Source organism: Embleya sp. NPDC059237 (genome assembly GCF_042754105.1).
Taxonomy (GTDB): Bacteria; Actinomycetota; Actinomycetes; order Streptomycetales; family Streptomycetaceae; genus Embleya.
Genome location: NZ_JBHZAE010000001.1, coordinates 1393844 through 1410728 on the forward strand (window position 1 = coordinate 1393844; position 16885 = coordinate 1410728).

Genomic DNA, 16885 nt, shown 5'->3' on the forward strand with positions numbered 1-16885 from the left:
CCGTCGTACGACACACCGTCGACAACCGGGCCACCTGGATGCTAAGTGCTGAACTCACCGGTAGGAAGCCCGTGCCCGGGCCCCCAACCCGCACGCGCAGGCGATATGTTCTTGTCCCCGTGTGATCGAGTACACGCACGGTCTCCAGCCGCCGGCTTCCGGGTTTTTGCGTGTCGCAAGGGGGTTGTCACAAGCCATGACCGCCGAAGAACTCGAGGCGGGTCTCGCCGCCGAACTCGCCGCGGACGGGGAGTCGGTCACCGAAGCACTGGACCGGTGGTCGGCGCACACCCCGATGCGGGTCTTCATCCACTACGGCGAGCACGGCCTGGACCTCGGCTACGCCGAGGCCAAGCGGGCCACCGACACGATCGCCGGCAACCTGGCCCGGGCGGGCGTGCGGCGCGGCGACCGGATCGCGGTGCACTGCCGCAGCTCGTACGCGGCCGCGCTGTGGATGTTCGGCATCTGGAAGGCGGGCGCGGTCTACTGCCCGATCGACCCGGACCTGATCGGCGACCCGCTGGTCGAGCAGCTGGAGTCCACCGCACCGCTGCTCGTGGTCACCGAGCGCATGCTGGTGCAGTCGCTGGAGGCGGTGCGCCCGCACCTGGACCGGCTGCCCCGGCTGACCGTGCACGACGCGGTCGGGCCGCGTCCGCCGCACGGCTATCCCGAGATCGCCTACGCCAACTTCCTGGCCCGCGCCGAGCCGCCGGGCGTGGTCAACGACCCCGCCGACGTCGCGATGATCGTGCACACCGCCGGGGTGACGGGCCGGCCCAAGGCCGCCGTGCTGCCGCACCGCTGGCTGGCGGCGTACACCCTGCTGCTGCGCCGGCTGACCACGCCGGACGACGTGGTGCACGTGGACCTGCCGATGCACTCGCTCCAAGGCGCGTTCGCCGGGCTGGCCCGGGCGGCCTGGACCGGCGCGGGGGTGTCGTTGTGGGACCGGTTCCACCCGGTCGACTTCTGGCGCCGGGTGACGGCAGCGGGGGCCACCAGCGCGGTGCTCACCGAGACGATGGTGGGCTGGCTCTCCGGTGCGCCCGAGCGGCGCGGCGAGCGGGACAACCCGCTGAGCAAGGTGCTGATGCAGCCGCTGCCCGCGATCCACCACTCGTTCGCGCGCCGCTACGGCATCGACACCGTGGTGGCGGGCTACGGGCAGGTCGAAACCGGACTGCCGATCGCCGCCGTGCTGATCGGCGCCGACCCGGGAGAGGGCACCCCGGAGGCGCTGCGGCGCGGGCTGGGGGCGAAGGAGGTCAAGCGGGTGTGCGACCGCCTGGGCGTACCGGTGCTGCCCGCGTCGCGGATCGTGCGCCGGGGCTGTCTGGGCGCGCCGCTGCCGTTCACCCGGGTGGCGATCCTGGACGAGCACGACCGGCCGGTGCCGCGCGGGGTGGTGGGCCACCTGGCGATGCGTCCGCATCTGCCGGGGCTGCTGGTCCAGGAGTACGTGGGCGACCCGCTGAGCATTGCCGAGGCCACCCGCAACCTGTGGTTCCACACCGGCGACGCGGCGGTGTTCGACGAGGAGGACGGGCTGCTGCACTTCGTCGACCGGGTCGTGGACCGGATCCGGATCCGCGGCGAGAACGTGTCGGCGTACCACATCGAGGACCTGGTCAACCAGCATCCCGACATCGCGGTCGGTGCGGTGTTCGGGGTGCCCGCCGACCGGGACGACGAGGACGAGGTGGTGCTGTACGCCGAGCCGGAGCCGGGTCGGCCGCTGGATCCCGACGAGCTACGCGCGTGGTGCACCCAGTCGTTGCCCGCGTACATGCGGCCGGCGTACGTGCGGATCGTGGCCCGGATGCCGCGGACGCCGAACGGGCGGGTGGAGAAGTATCGGCTGCGCAGGCACTTCCTGGGCCTGACGGATCGGCCGGGCCCGGCGGTGCGCGGGGTCACGGTGACCACGGCGACGGCCACGCCGATGCCCACGGCCCGACCGGCGCTCGCCCCGGCGCTGTCCCCGGTGCGCTCCGCGCTGCCGCCGTCGTTGCCCCCGGGGACGGGTCGCTGAGCGGCGCGCCGCGCGGGGCCCGCCCCGGTCTCTGACGATCATGCGGACAGCCGATCGTGCGGATATGTCGCTTTCCAGCGGGAAGGCGTACCACGCACGCGATTTCGCGGGCGCGGGACGGATCCGAGGAGCGGCACCCCATGGAGAGCACGAAGGGCGTCAGCGGTCCCTCCGCCGAATCCGGCGTGGGGCGGCATCGACGCAGCGGCAAGGGATTCGGGTTCGGTCTGCTCGTGGTGCTCGGCGTGGTCCTGATGCTCGGCGGGGTCGTCGGCCTGATCTACACGGGCCTGGCCACGCTCACCACGATGGTGCTGTTCGGCTGGCTGCTGCTGATCGGCGGCGTGGTCGGCTTCGTCCAGGCCATCCAGGCGCGCAAGGAGAACGCGTTCTGGCTCGTGGTCGCGGTCTCGGCGCTGAACATCGCGGCGGGCGTGGTGCTGCTGCGCCGACCCGACGTGGGGGCGCAGGCGCTCACCCTGTTCGTGGCCCTGCTGCTGCTGGGCGCGGGCATGTTCCGCATCGTCGGCGGCGTGGCGAGCATGTCGGCCAAGATGATCTGGACCATCGGCGTCGGCGTGGTCGACCTGGTCCTGGGCCTGCTGGTACTGGCCGAATGGCCGAGCAGCAGCCGCTACGTGATCGGCACGTTCATCTCCCTGGCGCTGCTCTTCGACGGCCTGAGCCTGGTCAGCCTGGGCCTCACCGGCCGCCGAATCGTAGGCATGGTCCGAGACGCGGAAGTCCCCGAGCCCACCGGGCCGACCGAATGGACAGCCGAAAAGCCCCCCACAAGGGAGGGCACATACAAGGGCCCCGACACGATGACAAAGCAACCAACCGAAGACCAATAAAAGGCAAGACACAAACCCAAACGCCGGACGGGCCACACAGCCCGTCCGGCGTTTGAGGACACCCGACTCGGGCCGCCACCTCCAGCCCGTCCGGCGCTTGAGGACCAGCGGGCCGCCGGCCGGCACAGGAGCACGGGCACCCACAACGACCTCGTCGACCCGAGCAAACCCAGCCCGTCCGGCGCTTGAGGACCAGCCCGTCCGGCGTTTGAGGACGGCCGCCCGACCCCGGCCTACTCGCCCACCGCCCCCGTGGGCCGACGGCGGCTCATCAACAGCGCCGGCAGGAACGCCAGCCCCATCAACGTCACGGCCCACCAGTACGTCCCCTGAAACGCATCGGCCAACGCCGGCCCGATCGCCACCACCACATCCGGCGACAACGTGTGCAGCTCGCCCAGCCCGCCGGCCCCCTGCCCGGCCGGCAGGCCATCCCGCATCGACCCGGCCAACAGCACCGACATCAACGCCCCACCGATCGCCGCCGACACCTGCTGGATGATCGTCAATGTCGTCCCCGCGACCGCGACCTGCTCGTGCGACATCGTGCGCAGCGCCGAGGCGGTGGTCGGCATCAGCGTCATCCCCACCCCGACACCGGTCACCGACATGCACGCCATCAGCACCCAGTACGGCGTATCCGCCGCCACCTGCGTGGTGAACGCCAGGAACCCGGACGCGGCGACCACGATCCCGATCAACACGATCCGCCCCGGCGCGATCCGGTCGCTGAGCCGACTGGCCACCTGCATGGACAGCGCCGTCGCCAGCGCCTGCGGCGCGCCCAGCATCCCGGAGGCGGTGGCACTCTCCCCGCGCACCAGCTGGTAGTACAGCGGAGCCAGCATCATCGAGCCGAAGTACGCGCAGACGAACAGGAACATGGTGCCCGCGGCGGCCACGAACGGCCGACTGCGAAACAGTCGCAGATCGATCAGCGCGTGCTCGATCCGCAACGCCCGGGCCACGAAGCCGATCACCAGGAGCGCACCGAGCACGGCCGGCACCAGCGCCCCGGCGGCGCCGAAGTCGCCCTTCTCGCCGCCGGTGGCCAGCCCGTAGATGAGCAGGGCCAGGCCGGGGGAGAGCATCAGCAGTCCGGGCACGTCCAGCGGCCTGGTCGGTTGCGCGGTGTCGCGCGGGAAGACCTTGGCGGCCAGGCCCAGGGCGATCGCGCCGATCGGTACGTTGATGAAGAAGATCCAGCGCCACGAGACGTCGTCCACCAGCCATCCGCCCAGGATCGGGCCGACCAGCGGGCCGATCAGGATCGGGATGCCCAGGATGGCCATCGTGCGGCCCATCCGGCTCGGGTCCGAGGCGCGGGCCAGGATGGTCATCCCGACCGGCATGATCAGGCCGCCGCCGAGCCCCTGCAGGACCCGGAAGACGATCAGCGATTCGGCCGACCAGGCCAGGCCGGCCAGGACCGATCCGGCGGCGAAGGTGCCGATCGAGAACATGTACAGCCGTTTGGTGCCGAAGCGGCCCATCGCCCACGCGGCCATCGGGATGACCGTGGCCAGGGCGAGGGTGTACCCGGTCGCGACCCATTGGATCGTGGCCAGCGGGGCGTCGAAGTCCTGCGCGAGGTGGTTCAGCGCGACGTTGACGACCGTCACGTCCAGAACCGACATGATCGAGCCGAGCACGACGACGAGGGCGATGGCGGCGATGCCGCGGGGCGGGGTGTCGGTGGGGTGGATGGCCGCGGGGGAGTTCGCGGCCGGGGCGGTGGTCGTTGCCATCGCGGGCTCCTGGCTTTCGACGGGGTGGGTACGCTGCGGCGACGGGCGCTTGAAGACGCGCGCCGGGGGTCAGACGCCGTACGGGCGGCGCGCGCGCATCGACCGCGTGGTCTCGGTCCACCAGGCGAGCTGGTCGAGCATGACCTTGGCGGCGGCGGCGGTACCGGCCGCGTCGACCGGCTTGCCGTCGGCGTCGAACTTCTCCCACGCCATCGGGAAGGCGAGCCCGTCGCGGGTGGTGACCATGTGCTGCTCGGCGAAGACCAGACGCAGCTGCTCGACCGCGCGCAGGCCGCCGGAGATGCCGCCGTAGGACACGAAGCCGACGGGCTTGCCCTGCCACTCGTTCCGGAACAGGTCGATCATGTTCTTCAGCCCGGCCGGGAAGCTGTGGTTGTACTCCGGCGTGACCACGACGAACGCGTCGGCGGCGGCGAGGCGGGCGCCGACCCGGGCGACCACGGCGGCGGGCTCGCCGCTCAGCGGGGCCCATACGTCGGGCAGGCGGTCCTCGGCTAGGTCGATGATGTCGACCTCGAAGTCGCCGTGCTCCTCGGCCGCGCCGGCGAACCAGTTCGACACCACCGGGGCGAACCGGCCCTGCCGGGTGCTGCCGACGATGACGGCGAGCCGGAACCTGTCGGCGCCGGCGGTGGTGGTGTCGATGTCGGCGACGGTGTGCGCGAGCGTGGTCATGGCGTCCCCAAGAAGAGTTCGGATGCGCCTCGGAAGCGGTTGCTCCGGGCGACGAGGAAAACGTTAGAAGTTCAAGTCGACTTGAAGTCAACTACCGCTTTCCCGAACCCTTTCGGCGTGTTTTGGGGCAGGTGTCGGGCTACCTCGAAGCCCTGTCGCGGCCGGGCGCGCCGAGAGGTGCGACGACGGCGACCATCGTCAGGGCGACCGCGCTCGCGCACACCATGACCGTCGAGGGGGACGTCGCGTCCACGACGCCGCCGCCGAGGAGGGCGCCGGCGGCGAAGGTGAGTTGGAAGGAGGACGTGAACACCACCGTCGCGGCCTCCGGGGCGTCGGGCGCGCACCGGGCGAACCAGGTCTGCGAGCAGGCCGGGACCGCGCCGTAGGCCAATCCCCACACCACGAGCAGGCCGAACGCGCCCGCGTCCCACCGGCCCAGGACCGGGAAGAGGGCGGTCGCCGCGGCGATCAGCGCGGCGCAGCCGGCGAAGGCGGTGCGCAAGTGGCGGGGCAGGGCCGCGCCCGCGACGAAGTTCCCGACGATGCCGGCCACGCCGAAGGCCAGCAGGTACAGGCCGATCCGGCCGCGGTCGACGTGGGTGACCTCCTCGAGGAAGGGCGTCACGTACGTGTAGGCCCCGAAGTGCGCGATCACCACGAGGGCGGTGGCGGCGAGTCCGATCCGCACGTCGGCGCCGCGCAACAGGCCGCGCAGTACCCGGGCCCGGGTCACGGTCGTCGCGGGCAGCGGGGGCAGCAGGACGAGCAGCGCGATCGACACGGCCAGCGCGAGGGCGCCCATGACCATGGACGAGGCCCGCCAGCCGAGGTGTTCGCCGAGTTGGGTACCGGCGGGCAGGCCGAGTACGGAGCCGGCCGGCACCGCGGCGAAGATGACGGCGGTCGCCGTACCCACGGCCTCGGGCCGTACCAACCGGGGCGCCAGGCCCGCCCCGATCGACCAGAAGCCGCCGATGGTGACCCCGACCAGCGCACGCGCCACCAGCACCACCCAGAACGCCGGTGCGAGCGCGGCCAGGAAGTTCGCCACCGCGAGCAGCACGATCAGCGCGACGAGCATGCTCCGCCGATCCAGCCGCCCGGTGGACACCGTCACCAACGGCGCACAGATCGCGGCCAGGAACCCGGGCACGGTCATCAACCACCCGGCCGTCCCGTCCGAGACCCCGAAGTCGTCCCCGATCGGCGTCAACAACCCGATCGGCAAAATCTCGGTCGTCACGATCGCGAAGATCCCGAGGAACAAACACACAACGGCGGCCCAGTACTGCCGCGGCGGCGCGAGATCCGTCCCGGGCTCGGGCGATGCGGCCGCACGTTCGTCGACTCGGGCGATGACGGACATGGGTGTCCCTTTCGGCGATGTGGGGGGGAGCCCCGGAAGCCGGGGCGTATCCAGTACAGCCACCCCCACCACCCCGGGTCTGGCGGAAACCCGCCCTCAACGCCGAGCCGTCACCCGCCCGAAGCCCAACCGGTCCACGTGGGCCCGCCGTTCCGGCCGCCGGACCCGATTTCGTAGGTTGACCCCATGACTTCTTCGGTTCTTGTACTCGGCATCGACCCGCACATCGTCCCCGGAACCAACGGCGCCGCCCTACTCGCCACCCTGGAGGCGGAGTTGGCCCGATTCGCCGACCACGGCATCCACGCGTCCATGACCGTGTTCGGCCCCGACGAGACCGCCGAGCCCACGATCGTCGCCGCCCTGACCGAGCGCGCCTGGAACGTGGTCCTGATCGGCGGCGGCATTCGCAAGTCGGAAGACCTCCTCCCGCTCTTCGAACAGACCGTCAACCTCGTCCGCACCCACGCTCCCGGCGCGGCCATAGCGTTCAACACCACCGCAGACACCATCGTCGAAGCCGCCCAACGCCACCTCTGACGCTGCGCCGATGAGTTTTCGGTGGTTGTGGGGTCTACCCGTCGACGACACAGGGAGGACACCATGCGCAAGATCATCGTTTGTACGTTCCTGACGCTCGACGGCGTCATGCAGGCGCCGGGTGGGCCGGACGAGGACGCGGAGAGCGGCTTCGAGCACGGCGGCTGGCAGAAGCCGGTGACCGACGAGGAGGTCGGCGCGGGCATCGCCGAGTGGTACGAGGACTCCGACGCGATGCTGCTGGGCCGCAAGACGTACGACATCTTCGCGTCGTACTGGCCGACCGCCGGTCCCGACAATCCGTTCACCGACCGGATGAACAGCATGCGCAAGTACGTGGCGTCTCGGACCCTGACATCCGTCGAGTGGCGGAACTCCACGCTGTTGGAGGGCGACATCGCCGATGCCGTCCGCGCGTTGAAGGCATCCGAGGGCGGCAACATCAACGTCGTCGGCAGCGGCGACCTCGCCCAGACCCTCATGCGGCACGACCTCGTCGACGAGTACCGGTTGACCATCCACCCGGTGATCATCGGCACCGGAAAGCGGCTGTTCGCCGACGGAGCGATCCCCACCGCGCTGGAGCCGGTCGGCGTCTCGACGACCAAGGGCGGCACCGTCCTCGGCATCTACCGACCGAAGGGCAAGCCCACCTACGACAGCTACCAGTAGGTCACAGGCCACCTTCGCCGCGCCGAACCCCGCCGGGCCCAGCGCGATCGCGGCGCCGAGCGCGGGTGCACCCATGACCACGAACGAGGCGCGCCACCCCCGGCAACGGAGAGTCCGGTACAGCCGCCCAACCACCCCCGGTCCGGCGGTATCCCGCCGTCAACGTCACACGTCCCGAATCGCTTCACAGTCGCCCCGCACTGCCTCGCATCCGCCCCGGGCGGCGCCCGCCTCGCGTTTGGGCGCCGCGCCGGTATGAGGCCGTACGGCTGACGACGTACGCGGATCGATGTACGGCGAACTCGTGCCTGCGCGTGATGATCCGACTACTCAACGCAGGGAGTCTGGGTGTGTGAGTGCTCCCACAGTGGGAGCGATACATCGACCCGGAGGCAAAGAAATGCGCTCTCTCACTCGTTCTCGCCGATATGTGTCCTGGACGGCTATCGCCGCCCTCTCGCTCGCGACCGCCGGCGTCGTCGTGTCCGCCGCACCCGCCGCCACAGCCGCAGTCCCCGCCGTGGAGCCTTTGGACTGCGCCGTGATCGTCAATCAGGACACCCACGTCGGCTTTCCCACCTGGCGGTGGGCGGACGTCCGCAACGACTGCGGGCGTCGCATGAACCTGAGCGTCCAGGTCTCGGGCTGGCCCGACCCGGAATGCCAATACCTTGCCGGCGGTGAGACCAAGCGTTTCCGATGGGACTCGACCGGTGGCCCGGCCAACTACGTGTGGGACTGCGGCGGCTGATGTCGCCATCCTCCCCACGCTGTGGACAAGGGCCCCGGATCGCTCGCGATCCGGGGCCCTTCGGCGTTCCGAGCCCCCCGATACCCCACGCGCCCGGTCACAGCCGTGGTCGCCGCGGGCCGGCCAAAGGACGACTTCGCCCAGGGCGAACAGGGGGCGGGGTGGGTGGGGGAACAAAGAGGGGCTCGTGTTTCTTGAGTCGGTACAGCGCAAGTTTTTCGACTGTGGCCACTGAAGGGGCATGACATGAGCGAGACCATCGGGACCCTGACCCTGCCGGTTCTTCCGTTGGACGACGTCGTCGTCCTCCCCGGCATGGTGGTCCCGCTCGAACTCGACGACGCGGAGACCCGTGCCGCCGTGGATGCCGCGCGGGCCGCCGCGGGGCGGTCCACCGGGCCCGGCGTCCGTAGTGAGAGCAAGGCGCGGGTGCTGCTTGTTCCGCGTGACGACGGGCAGTACCCGGCGGTGGGCACGCTCGGCGTGATCGAGCAGGTCGGCCGGCTGCCCGGGGGTGAGTCGGTCGTGGTGGTGCGCGGCGAGGGCCGGGTGCGGATCGGCAGCGGCACCACCGGCCCCGGCGCGGCGCTGTGGGTCGAGGCGACCCGGGTGCCGGACGTCGAGGCCGACGAGCGCACCCTGGAGCTGGCCCGGGAGTACAAGGCCCTGGTCACCACCGTGCTCGGCAAGCGCGGTGCGTGGCAGGTGGTGGACCATGTCCAGGCTCTGGAGGACGCCGGCGACCTGGCGGACAACTCCGGCTACGCCCCCTACCTGAGCCTGCAGCAGAAGATCGAGGTGCTCCAGACGATCGACGTCCAGGAGCGGCTGACCAAGGTGGTCGGCTGGACCCGGGACCACCTCGCCGAGCTGGACGTGGCCGAGACGATCCGCAAGGACGTCCAGGAGGGCATGGACAAGCAGCAGCGCGAGTTCCTGCTCAAGCAGCAGTTGGCCGCGGTGCGCAAGGAGCTGAACGAGCTCAACGGCACCCCGGACAGCGAGGAGGAGGACTACCGGGCGCGGGTCGAGGCCGCGAACCTGCCGGAGAAGGTCCTGGAGGCCGCGCTCAAGGAGGTCGACAAGCTGGAGCACGCCTCCGACGCGTCGCCCGAGGGCGGCTGGATCCGGACCTGGCTGGACACGGTCCTGGAGATTCCCTGGAACGAGCGCAGCGAGGACGCGTACGACGTCGCCGAGGCGCGCGCGATCCTGGACGCGGACCACTCCGGTCTGGACGACGTCAAGGAGCGCATCGTCGAATACCTGGCGGTCCGCAAGCGCCGCGAGGAGCGCGGTCTGGGCGTGGTCGGCGGCCGGCGCTCCGGCGCGGTGCTCGCCCTGGTCGGCCCGCCCGGAGTCGGCAAGACCTCGCTCGGCGAGTCGGTGGCCCGCGCGATGGGCCGCTCGTTCGTCCGGGTCGCCCTCGGTGGCGTCCGCGACGAGGCCGAGATCCGCGGCCACCGCCGCACCTACGTCGGCGCGCTGCCGGGCCGGATCGTCCGGGCGATCAAGGAGGCGGGCAGCATGAACCCCGTCGTCCTGCTCGACGAGATCGACAAGGTCGGCTCGGACTACCGGGGCGACCCGACCGCGGCGCTGCTCGAAGTGCTCGACCCGGCCCAGAACCACACCTTCCGCGACCACTACCTGGAGGTCGAACTCGACCTGTCCGACGTGGTGTTCCTGGCCACCGCCAACGTCCTGGAGACCATCCCCGAGCCGCTGCTCGACCGGATGGAGCTGGTCCGCCTGGACGGGTACACCGAGGACGAGAAGGTCGTCATCGCCCGGGACCACCTGATCAAGCGTCAGTTGGACAAGGCGGGCCTGGACGCCACCGAGGTGTCCTTCACCGAGGACGCACTGCGGCTGCTCGCGGGCGAGTACACCCGCGAGGCGGGCGTACGCACCCTGGAGCGTTCGATCGCCCGCGTGCTGCGCAAGGTCGCGGCCCGGCAGGCGCTCGACGCCGCGTCGCACCCGCTGCCGATCACGGTGGACGCGGGCGACCTGCGCGACTACCTCGGCCGGCCCCGGCACACCCCGGAGTCGTTGCTGAGCAAGGCCGAACAGCGCACGGCGGTGCCGGGCGTGGCCACCGGCCTGGCGGTCACCGGCGCGGGCGGCGACGTGCTCTACATCGAGGCCTCGCTCGCGGACGCCGAGACCGGCGGCACCGGATTGACCCTGACCGGCCAACTCGGCGACGTGATGAAGGAGTCGGCCCAGATCGCGCTGTCCTACCTGCGCTCGCGCGGGGCGGAGCTGGAGGTGCCGGTGGGCGACCTCAAGGACCGCGGCGTGCACATCCACGTCCCGGCCGGAGCGGTCCCCAAGGACGGCCCGAGCGCCGGTGTCACGATGACCACCGCGCTGGTGTCGCTGCTGACCGGGCGGCCGGTCCGCTCCGACGTGGCGATGACCGGTGAGGTCTCGCTCACCGGCCGGGTGTTGCCGATCGGCGGCGTGAAGCAGAAGCTGCTCGCCGCCGAACGCGCCGGTGTGACCACGGTGTTGATCCCCAAGCGCAACGAGGCCGACCTGGACGACGTGCCCGAGGAGATCCTGAGCCGGCTCACGGTCCACGCGGTCGCCGACGTCCGCGAGGTCCTGCACCTGGCCCTCGAACCCGCCGACAGTCGGCAGGTCGTGGCCGCCTGACCCTCGGCGATGTCCCGACAACCCCGACAACCCACCGCGCGAGCCGTCCGAAGGGGCGGCTCGCGCGGTGCTTTTCGGCCACACGAGCCGCGACCCGGTCGGGATCGGGAGGCGGGTCGTGCCACTTGAGTACACCTACTCATGTGCGCGACACCCGTCCGGCCCAAGACTGTCGTCATGACTTCGCCGCTGCGCACCAACAACACCCAAGGGTTCTTCGTCCAAGCCGCACTGTCCTTCGGGGTGTCCGTGAGCGCGGTTCTGATCGGGATCGTGTATCTCCCGGTCGACCGCTGGATCCGGGCCTTCCTCGGCATCGGCGTGCTCTACGTGGTGACCTCCAGCATTACCCTCGCCAAGGTGGTCCGGGACCGGCAGGAGAGCGAGGCCGTGGTCAACCGGGTCGACCAGGCTCGCCTGGAGAAGTTGCTCACCGACCACGACCTGTTCAAGAACGACCTGGTCTGAACAAGGATCCGCACACCGATCCGAACACCGATCCGCACGCGGACCGGCGGTGCGTCCGAGGCCCCCGGCGCCCCCGGCCCCGTCGCACCGCCCGCCGCTACCCGCCCAGTTCCTCGATCGTCTTCAGGATCCGCTTGTCCGACACCGGCTGCGGGGTGCCGAGCGACTGGGCGAAATAGCTCACCCGCAGCTCCTCGATCTGCCAGCGCACCGCCGCCACCTCCGCCGGAATCGGCGCACCCTTTGCCTGACGGTCCATCAAGTCCCGGTATGCCGCCTGGATCTGATGGACCTTCTGCATGCGCTCGCGATCGCGCACCGGGTCCGCCTCCAGCCGCTGCAACCGGCGCTCCATCGCCTGGAGATAGCGGTGCACGTCCGGCAACCGGCGCCACCCCGCCTCGGCCACGAAGCCCTTGTGCACCAGCGCCGTGTACTGCGCCTTCAGGTCGGCCAGCGCCGGGGCCAGCGCCGGACTGCGGGTCGTCTTCAACCGCCCGGCCACCCCGTGCGAGGCGCCCAGGATGCGCTCGACCTTGACCACCGTGTCCTCGGTCAGCCGGGGCAGCCCCGCCTTGACCCGATCGCGCAGCCGGACGAAGCCCGCCTCGTCCCATGCCGGCCCGCCCGCGTCGCGGATCAGCATGTCCGCCGCGCACGCGAGGATGTCCTCGAAGAGCGCGTCGATGCCCCCGTGCGGGTTGTGACTGAGCGTCAGCTTGGCCATGTTGGGCAGCCGGCCCTGGATCTGCTTGACCGGCGACTGCACGTTGAGCAACACCAGGCGCCGCGTCCCGTCCCGCATCGCGCGCAGCTGCTCCGGCTCGCTGTCGAACAGCCGCACCGCCACCGAGCCGCCCTCGTCGACCAGCGCCGGATACGCCTTGACCACCAGCGGCCCGCGCCGTTGCTCGACCACGCGCGGCAACTCGCCCAGGTCCCACGCGGTGACGCCGACGCGCTCGATGTCCAGCGTGCTCGCCGCCTCGGACACCGCCGCCCGCATGCGCTCGCGCAGCTTCAGCTTCAGCGCGTCCAGGTCCTTGCCCTCGGCGAGCACGCGCCGGTCGTCGTCGAGCACCCGGAAGGTCATCCGCAGATGCTCGGGCACCTTCGTGAGGTCCCAGCCCTCCCGCTTGACCGGCATCCCGGCCATCCGACTCAACTCCCGCTCCAGGCCGTCCACCAGAGAGCCCTTGCGCGGGGTGAGCCGGCCCAGGATCGCCCGCGCGTAGTCCGGCGCCGGTACGAAGCCGCGCCGAATGCCCTTGGGCAGCGACCGGATGTAGGAGGTCACCAACTCCTCGCGCAGCCCCGGGATCTGCCACTCGAAGCCCTCGCCGGAGAGCTGGTTGAGCACCGCGACCGGGATGTGCGCGGTCACCCCATCGGCGTTCGAGCCGGGCTCGAACTGGTAGGTCAGCGCCAGCTCCAGACCCTCCTCGACCCACGTGTTCGGGTAGTCCTCCTCGGTGATCCCGCCGGCCTTGGCGTTGATCAGCATGGACTTCTCGAAGCTCAGCAGGTCCGGATCGGTGCGGTGGGCCTTCTTCCACCACGCGTCGAAGTGCCGCCCGGAGACCACGTCGGCCGGGACGCGCTCGTCGTAGAAGTCGAACAGGGTCTCGTCGTCGACCATGATGTCCCGGCGCCGGGCCCGGTGTTCCAGCTCCTCGACGTCGGCGAGCAGTCGCCGGTTGGCCGCGAAGAACTTGTGGTGCGTGCGCCAGTCGCCCTCCACCAGGGCGTGCCGGATGAACAGTTCACGCGACAGTTCCGGATCGACCTTGCCGTAGCCGACCTTGCGCGCGGCCACGATCGGCACGCCGTAGAGCGTGACCTTCTCGAAGGCCATCACCGCGGCCATCTTCTGTTCCCAGTGCGGCTCGCTGTAGGTGCGCTTGATCAGGTGCCCGGCCAGCGGTTCGATCCACTCCGGCTCGATCCGGCCGGCGATCCGGGCCCACAGCCGGGACGTCTCGACGAGTTCGGCCGCCATCACCCACCGCGGCGGCTTCTTGAACAGCGCCGAGCCGGGGAAGACCGAGAAGCGGGTGCCGCGCGCGCCGCCGTACTCGCGCTTGGCCGGGTCCATCAGGCCGATGTGCGAGAGCAGACCGGACAGGATCGCGGTGTGGATGTGCTGGGTGTTCGGCTCCTTCGGCTCGCCGGTCGCCTCGATTCCCAGCGACTTGGCGGCGGAGCGCAACTGGCTGTGCAGGTCCTGCCATTCGCGTATGCGCAGATAGTGCAGGAACTCGCTCTTGCACATCTTGCGGAACCGGCTGGAGGACAGCTCGTCGCGCTGTTCCCTGATGTAGTTCCACAGGTTGAGATACGCGAGGAAGTCGGACTCCTTGTCCGCGAACCGCGCGTGCAACTGGTCGGCGTGCTGCTGGTGTTCGGTCGGTCGCTCGCGCGGGTCCTGGATGGACAGCGCGGAGGCGATGATCAGCACCTCGCGGACCACGCCGATGCGGTCCGCCTCCAGGATCATCCGGGCCAGGCGCGGGTCCACCGGCAGCTGGGACAACTTGCGCCCGATCGGGGTCAGCCGCTTGCGCACGTCCGGCTCGTCGGGGTCGAGCGCGCCCAGCTCCTGGAGCAGTTGTACGCCGTCCTTGATGTTGCGCCGATCCGGCGGCTCCACGAACGGGAACGCGGCGATGTCGCCCAGGCCGAGCGCGGTCATCTGCAGGATGACCGAGGCCAGGTTGGTGCGCAGGATCTCCGGATCGGTGAACTCGGGCCGCGACTCGAAGTCCTCCTCGGAGTACAGCCGGATGCAGATGCCGTCGGAGGTGCGCCCGCTGCGGCCCTTGCGCTGATTGGCCGAGGCCTGCGAGACGGCCTCGATCGGCAACCGCTGCACCTTGGTGCGCAGGCTGTAGCGGGAGATGCGCGCGGTGCCCGGGTCGATCACGTACTTGATGCCCGGCACGGTCAGCGAGGTCTCCGCGACGTTGGTCGCGAGCACGATCCGCCGGCCGGTGTGCTGCTGGAAGACCCGATGTTGTTCGGCCGCGGACAGCCTGGCGTACAGGGGCAGCACCTCGGTGTTGCGCAGCTGCCGCTTGTTCAGTGCCTCGGCGGTGTCCCGGATCTCCCGCTCGCCGCTGAGGAAGATCAGGATGTCGCCGGACGCCTCGCCGAGCAGCTCGTCGACCGCGTCGCTGATCGCCTGGACCTGGTCGCGGTCGTCGGGTCGGCGCTTGCCGCCGCCCTCCTCGTCGTCCTCGTCCTCGTCGACCTCCGCGACCAGCGGGCGATAGCGCACCTCGACCGGGTAGGTACGGCCGGAGACCTCGATGATGGGCGCGTCGTCGAAGTGCTGCGAGAAGCGCTCGGGGTCGATCGTCGCCGAGGTGATGATCACCTTGAGGTCGGGGCGGCGCGGCAGCAGCTGTTTGAGGTAGCCGAGCAGGAAGTCGATGTTGAGGCTGCGTTCGTGCGCCTCGTCGATGATCAGCGTGTCGTATTGGCGCAGCAGCCGGTCGTTCTGCACCTCGGCGAGCAGGATGCCGTCGGTCATCAGCTTGACCAGGGTGTTGTCGCTCGACTGGTCGTTGAAGCGGACCTTGTAGCCGACCACGTCGCCGAGTTGTCCGCCCAGCTCCTCGGCGATGCGGTCGCCGACGGTGCGGGCGGCGATCCGGCGCGGCTGGGTGTGGCCGATCAGGCCCTGGACACCCCGGCCCAGCTCCAGACAGATCTTCGGGATCTGGGTGGTCTTGCCCGAGCCGGTCTCGCCCGCCACGATCACGACCTGGTGGTCGCGGATCGCGGCGAGGATGTCGTCCTTTTTTTGGCTGACCGGCAGTGCCTCGGGGTAGCCGATCGTGGGCACGGCGGCACGCCGGTTCGCGACCCGTGTCTCGGCGGCGTCGAACGCGGCGATCAGGCTCTCGGTCTCGGCGACCTGCTGCGGGCCCTTGCGACTCTTGCGGGTCCGGTCCAGGCGACGGCGCAGACGGTCCTGATCCCGAAGCATCAGGTGGGGCAGGCGCGCCTGGAGGTCGGCGAGCTGAGATGTGGCTACTGGCGTTCCCATTACGGGGTCAAGGATAAGTGGCACCCCGGGGGCGACGGCCAGTGGATTACTCCCGAAGGCGCTCGGAGCGCCGATCCCTCTGCCGGGTCAATTGTTGAACGTAGAACTACTTGGTATTCTGATCGTATGGAGACCACCTCGTCGCGGCCCGCCACGCCGCGCATGCCCGTCGTCTATCTCGGTCACGGCGCGCCGCCGCTCGCGGACGACGCGTTGTGGACCGGCCAGCTGGCCGCGTGGGCCGCCGACCTGCCCCGGCCCACGGCCGTGCTGATGGTGTCCGCGCACTGGGAGGACGCCCCGATCGCGCTGGGGGCCACGCGCACCGTCCCGCTCGTGTACGACTTCGGCGGCTTTCCCGAGCACTACTACCGGGTCACCTACCCGGCCCCCGGCGCGCCGGACCTGGCGGCGCGGGTGCGGGCGCTGCTCGGGCCGGACGTGCGGGACGCGCCCGAGCGCGGCCTCGACCACGGCGCCTATGTACCGCTGGTGGAGATGTATCCCGACGCCGACGTGCCCGTCCTGCAGATGTCGCTGCCCACGCTCGACCCGGTGGAGCTGTACCGGGTCGGTCGCCGGCTCGCGGAGCTGCGCGACGAGGGGGTGCTGATCGTCGGCAGCGGTTTCTTCACGCACAACCTGCGCGGTCTGGACCCCCGGGCCGAGGCGCCGGTGCCCGGGTGGTCGGCCGAGTTCGACCACTGGGGTGACGAGGCGTTCCGCGCGGGTGATCTGGATGCGCTGCTCGACTTCGCGCACAAGGCGCCGGCCGCGCGCCTGGCCCACCCGCGCACCGAGCACCTGGCCCCGCTGTTCGTCTCGCTCGGCGCCGGACACGAGGACCTGGACACGTTGCGCCAGGTGATCGACGGCTTCTGGTTCGGGTTGTCGAAACGATCGATCCAGCTGGGCTGAGCCGGGCGGGGCCGGCCCGAAGGTGATGGTCGTACGGGCGTACCGTCGTCATAAAGAGGCCATTGTCGTAAATAACCGAAACCGCGCCACGGCGCGCCACCGGAGCCGTACCGTAG

The 16885-nt window shown here is 70.6% G+C and carries 12 protein-coding genes; 8 read left to right on the top strand and 4 right to left on the bottom strand.

Annotated elements, in window-relative coordinates:
• Positions 1 to 196 precede the first annotated feature (196 nt).
• Together ACFXKZ_RS06090 and ACFXKZ_RS06095 are read left to right on the top strand one after the other, a co-directional pair.
• Positions 197 to 2038: a class I adenylate-forming enzyme family protein gene (locus tag ACFXKZ_RS06090; protein WP_379996866.1), complete on the top strand. Its 1842-nt coding sequence runs from the start codon at positions 197 to 199 to the stop codon at positions 2036 to 2038.
• A 140-nt stretch (positions 2039 to 2178) separates the two neighbouring features.
• Entirely contained in the window at positions 2179 to 2892 is a 714-nt protein-coding gene (locus ACFXKZ_RS06095; protein WP_379996868.1) for an HdeD family acid-resistance protein, read from the top strand.
• A gap of 233 nt (positions 2893 to 3125) precedes the next feature.
• Here the strand turns inward: ACFXKZ_RS06095 and ACFXKZ_RS06100 are convergent, their stop codons facing one another.
• The 3 genes from ACFXKZ_RS06100 to ACFXKZ_RS06110 all read right to left on the bottom strand — a co-directional run bounded on the left by ACFXKZ_RS06100 (position 3126) and on the right by ACFXKZ_RS06110 (position 6705).
• The gene (locus tag ACFXKZ_RS06100; RefSeq protein WP_379996870.1) at positions 3126 to 4640 is read right to left on the bottom strand and encodes a DHA2 family efflux MFS transporter permease subunit; all 1515 of its coding nucleotides are present in this window, start codon (positions 4638 to 4640) and stop codon (positions 3126 to 3128) included.
• A 69-nt stretch (positions 4641 to 4709) separates the two neighbouring features.
• Positions 4710 to 5336, bottom strand: a complete 627-nt coding sequence (locus ACFXKZ_RS06105; RefSeq protein ID WP_379996872.1) for an NADPH-dependent FMN reductase — start codon at positions 5334 to 5336, stop codon at positions 4710 to 4712.
• 139 nt (positions 5337 to 5475) lie between these two features.
• Positions 5476 to 6705, bottom strand: coding sequence for an MFS transporter (locus tag ACFXKZ_RS06110; RefSeq protein WP_379996874.1), 1230 nt, complete (start codon positions 6703 to 6705; stop codon positions 5476 to 5478).
• Between the two features lie 186 nt (positions 6706 to 6891).
• Here ACFXKZ_RS06110 and ACFXKZ_RS06115 point away from each other — a divergent pair, with 186 nt between their 5' ends.
• From ACFXKZ_RS06115 to ACFXKZ_RS06135, 5 genes are all read left to right on the top strand, one after another.
• Positions 6892 to 7245: a hypothetical protein gene (locus ACFXKZ_RS06115; protein ID WP_379996876.1), complete on the top strand. Its 354-nt coding sequence runs from the start codon at positions 6892 to 6894 to the stop codon at positions 7243 to 7245.
• Between the two features lie 63 nt (positions 7246 to 7308).
• Entirely contained in the window at positions 7309 to 7917 is a 609-nt protein-coding gene (locus ACFXKZ_RS06120) for a dihydrofolate reductase family protein (RefSeq protein WP_379996878.1), read from the top strand.
• A gap of 430 nt (positions 7918 to 8347) precedes the next feature.
• Positions 8348 to 8668 carry a hypothetical protein gene (locus ACFXKZ_RS06125; protein ID WP_379996880.1) on the top strand — a complete coding sequence of 107 codons (321 nt, stop codon included), beginning with the start codon at positions 8348 to 8350 and terminating at the stop codon, positions 8666 to 8668.
• 246 nt (positions 8669 to 8914) lie between these two features.
• The gene (lon, locus tag ACFXKZ_RS06130; protein ID WP_379996882.1) at positions 8915 to 11332 is read left to right on the top strand and encodes an endopeptidase La; all 2418 of its coding nucleotides are present in this window, start codon (positions 8915 to 8917) and stop codon (positions 11330 to 11332) included.
• 177 nt (positions 11333 to 11509) lie between these two features.
• Entirely contained in the window at positions 11510 to 11800 is a 291-nt protein-coding gene (locus ACFXKZ_RS06135) for a YiaA/YiaB family inner membrane protein (RefSeq protein WP_078974632.1), read from the top strand.
• A gap of 97 nt (positions 11801 to 11897) precedes the next feature.
• Here ACFXKZ_RS06135 and hrpA read toward each other — a convergent pair whose 3' ends face one another.
• Positions 11898 to 15851, bottom strand: a complete 3954-nt coding sequence (gene hrpA, locus ACFXKZ_RS06140; protein WP_379996884.1) for an ATP-dependent RNA helicase HrpA — start codon at positions 15849 to 15851, stop codon at positions 11898 to 11900.
• 126 nt (positions 15852 to 15977) lie between these two features.
• On the opposite strand from hrpA, the gene ACFXKZ_RS06145 reads away from it, so the two are divergent.
• Positions 15978 to 16769: a dioxygenase gene (locus ACFXKZ_RS06145; RefSeq protein ID WP_379996886.1), complete on the top strand. Its 792-nt coding sequence runs from the start codon at positions 15978 to 15980 to the stop codon at positions 16767 to 16769.
• The last annotated feature ends 116 nt before the right edge of the window (positions 16770 to 16885 follow it).

What these genes read in the sequence shown, in the direction of transcription:
- ACFXKZ_RS06090 (WP_379996866.1), top strand. Translation starts at nt 197, where the DNA reads ATGACCGCCGAAGAACTCGAGGCGGGTCTCGCCGCCGAACTCGCCGCG.
- ACFXKZ_RS06095 (WP_379996868.1), top strand. Translation starts at nt 2,179, where the DNA reads ATGGAGAGCACGAAGGGCGTCAGCGGTCCCTCCGCCGAATCCGGCGTG.
- ACFXKZ_RS06100 (WP_379996870.1), bottom strand. Translation starts at nt 4,640, where the DNA reads ATGGCAACGACCACCGCCCCGGCCGCGAACTCCCCCGCGGCCATCCAC.
- ACFXKZ_RS06105 (WP_379996872.1), bottom strand. Translation starts at nt 5,336, where the DNA reads ATGACCACGCTCGCGCACACCGTCGCCGACATCGACACCACCACCGCC.
- ACFXKZ_RS06110 (WP_379996874.1), bottom strand. Translation starts at nt 6,705, where the DNA reads ATGTCCGTCATCGCCCGAGTCGACGAACGTGCGGCCGCATCGCCCGAG.
- ACFXKZ_RS06115 (WP_379996876.1), top strand. Translation starts at nt 6,892, where the DNA reads ATGACTTCTTCGGTTCTTGTACTCGGCATCGACCCGCACATCGTCCCC.
- ACFXKZ_RS06120 (WP_379996878.1), top strand. Translation starts at nt 7,309, where the DNA reads ATGCGCAAGATCATCGTTTGTACGTTCCTGACGCTCGACGGCGTCATG.
- lon (WP_379996882.1), top strand. Translation starts at nt 8,915, where the DNA reads ATGAGCGAGACCATCGGGACCCTGACCCTGCCGGTTCTTCCGTTGGAC.
- ACFXKZ_RS06135 (WP_078974632.1), top strand. Translation starts at nt 11,510, where the DNA reads ATGACTTCGCCGCTGCGCACCAACAACACCCAAGGGTTCTTCGTCCAA.
- hrpA (WP_379996884.1), bottom strand. Translation starts at nt 15,851, where the DNA reads ATGGGAACGCCAGTAGCCACATCTCAGCTCGCCGACCTCCAGGCGCGC.
- ACFXKZ_RS06145 (WP_379996886.1), top strand. Translation starts at nt 15,978, where the DNA reads ATGGAGACCACCTCGTCGCGGCCCGCCACGCCGCGCATGCCCGTCGTC.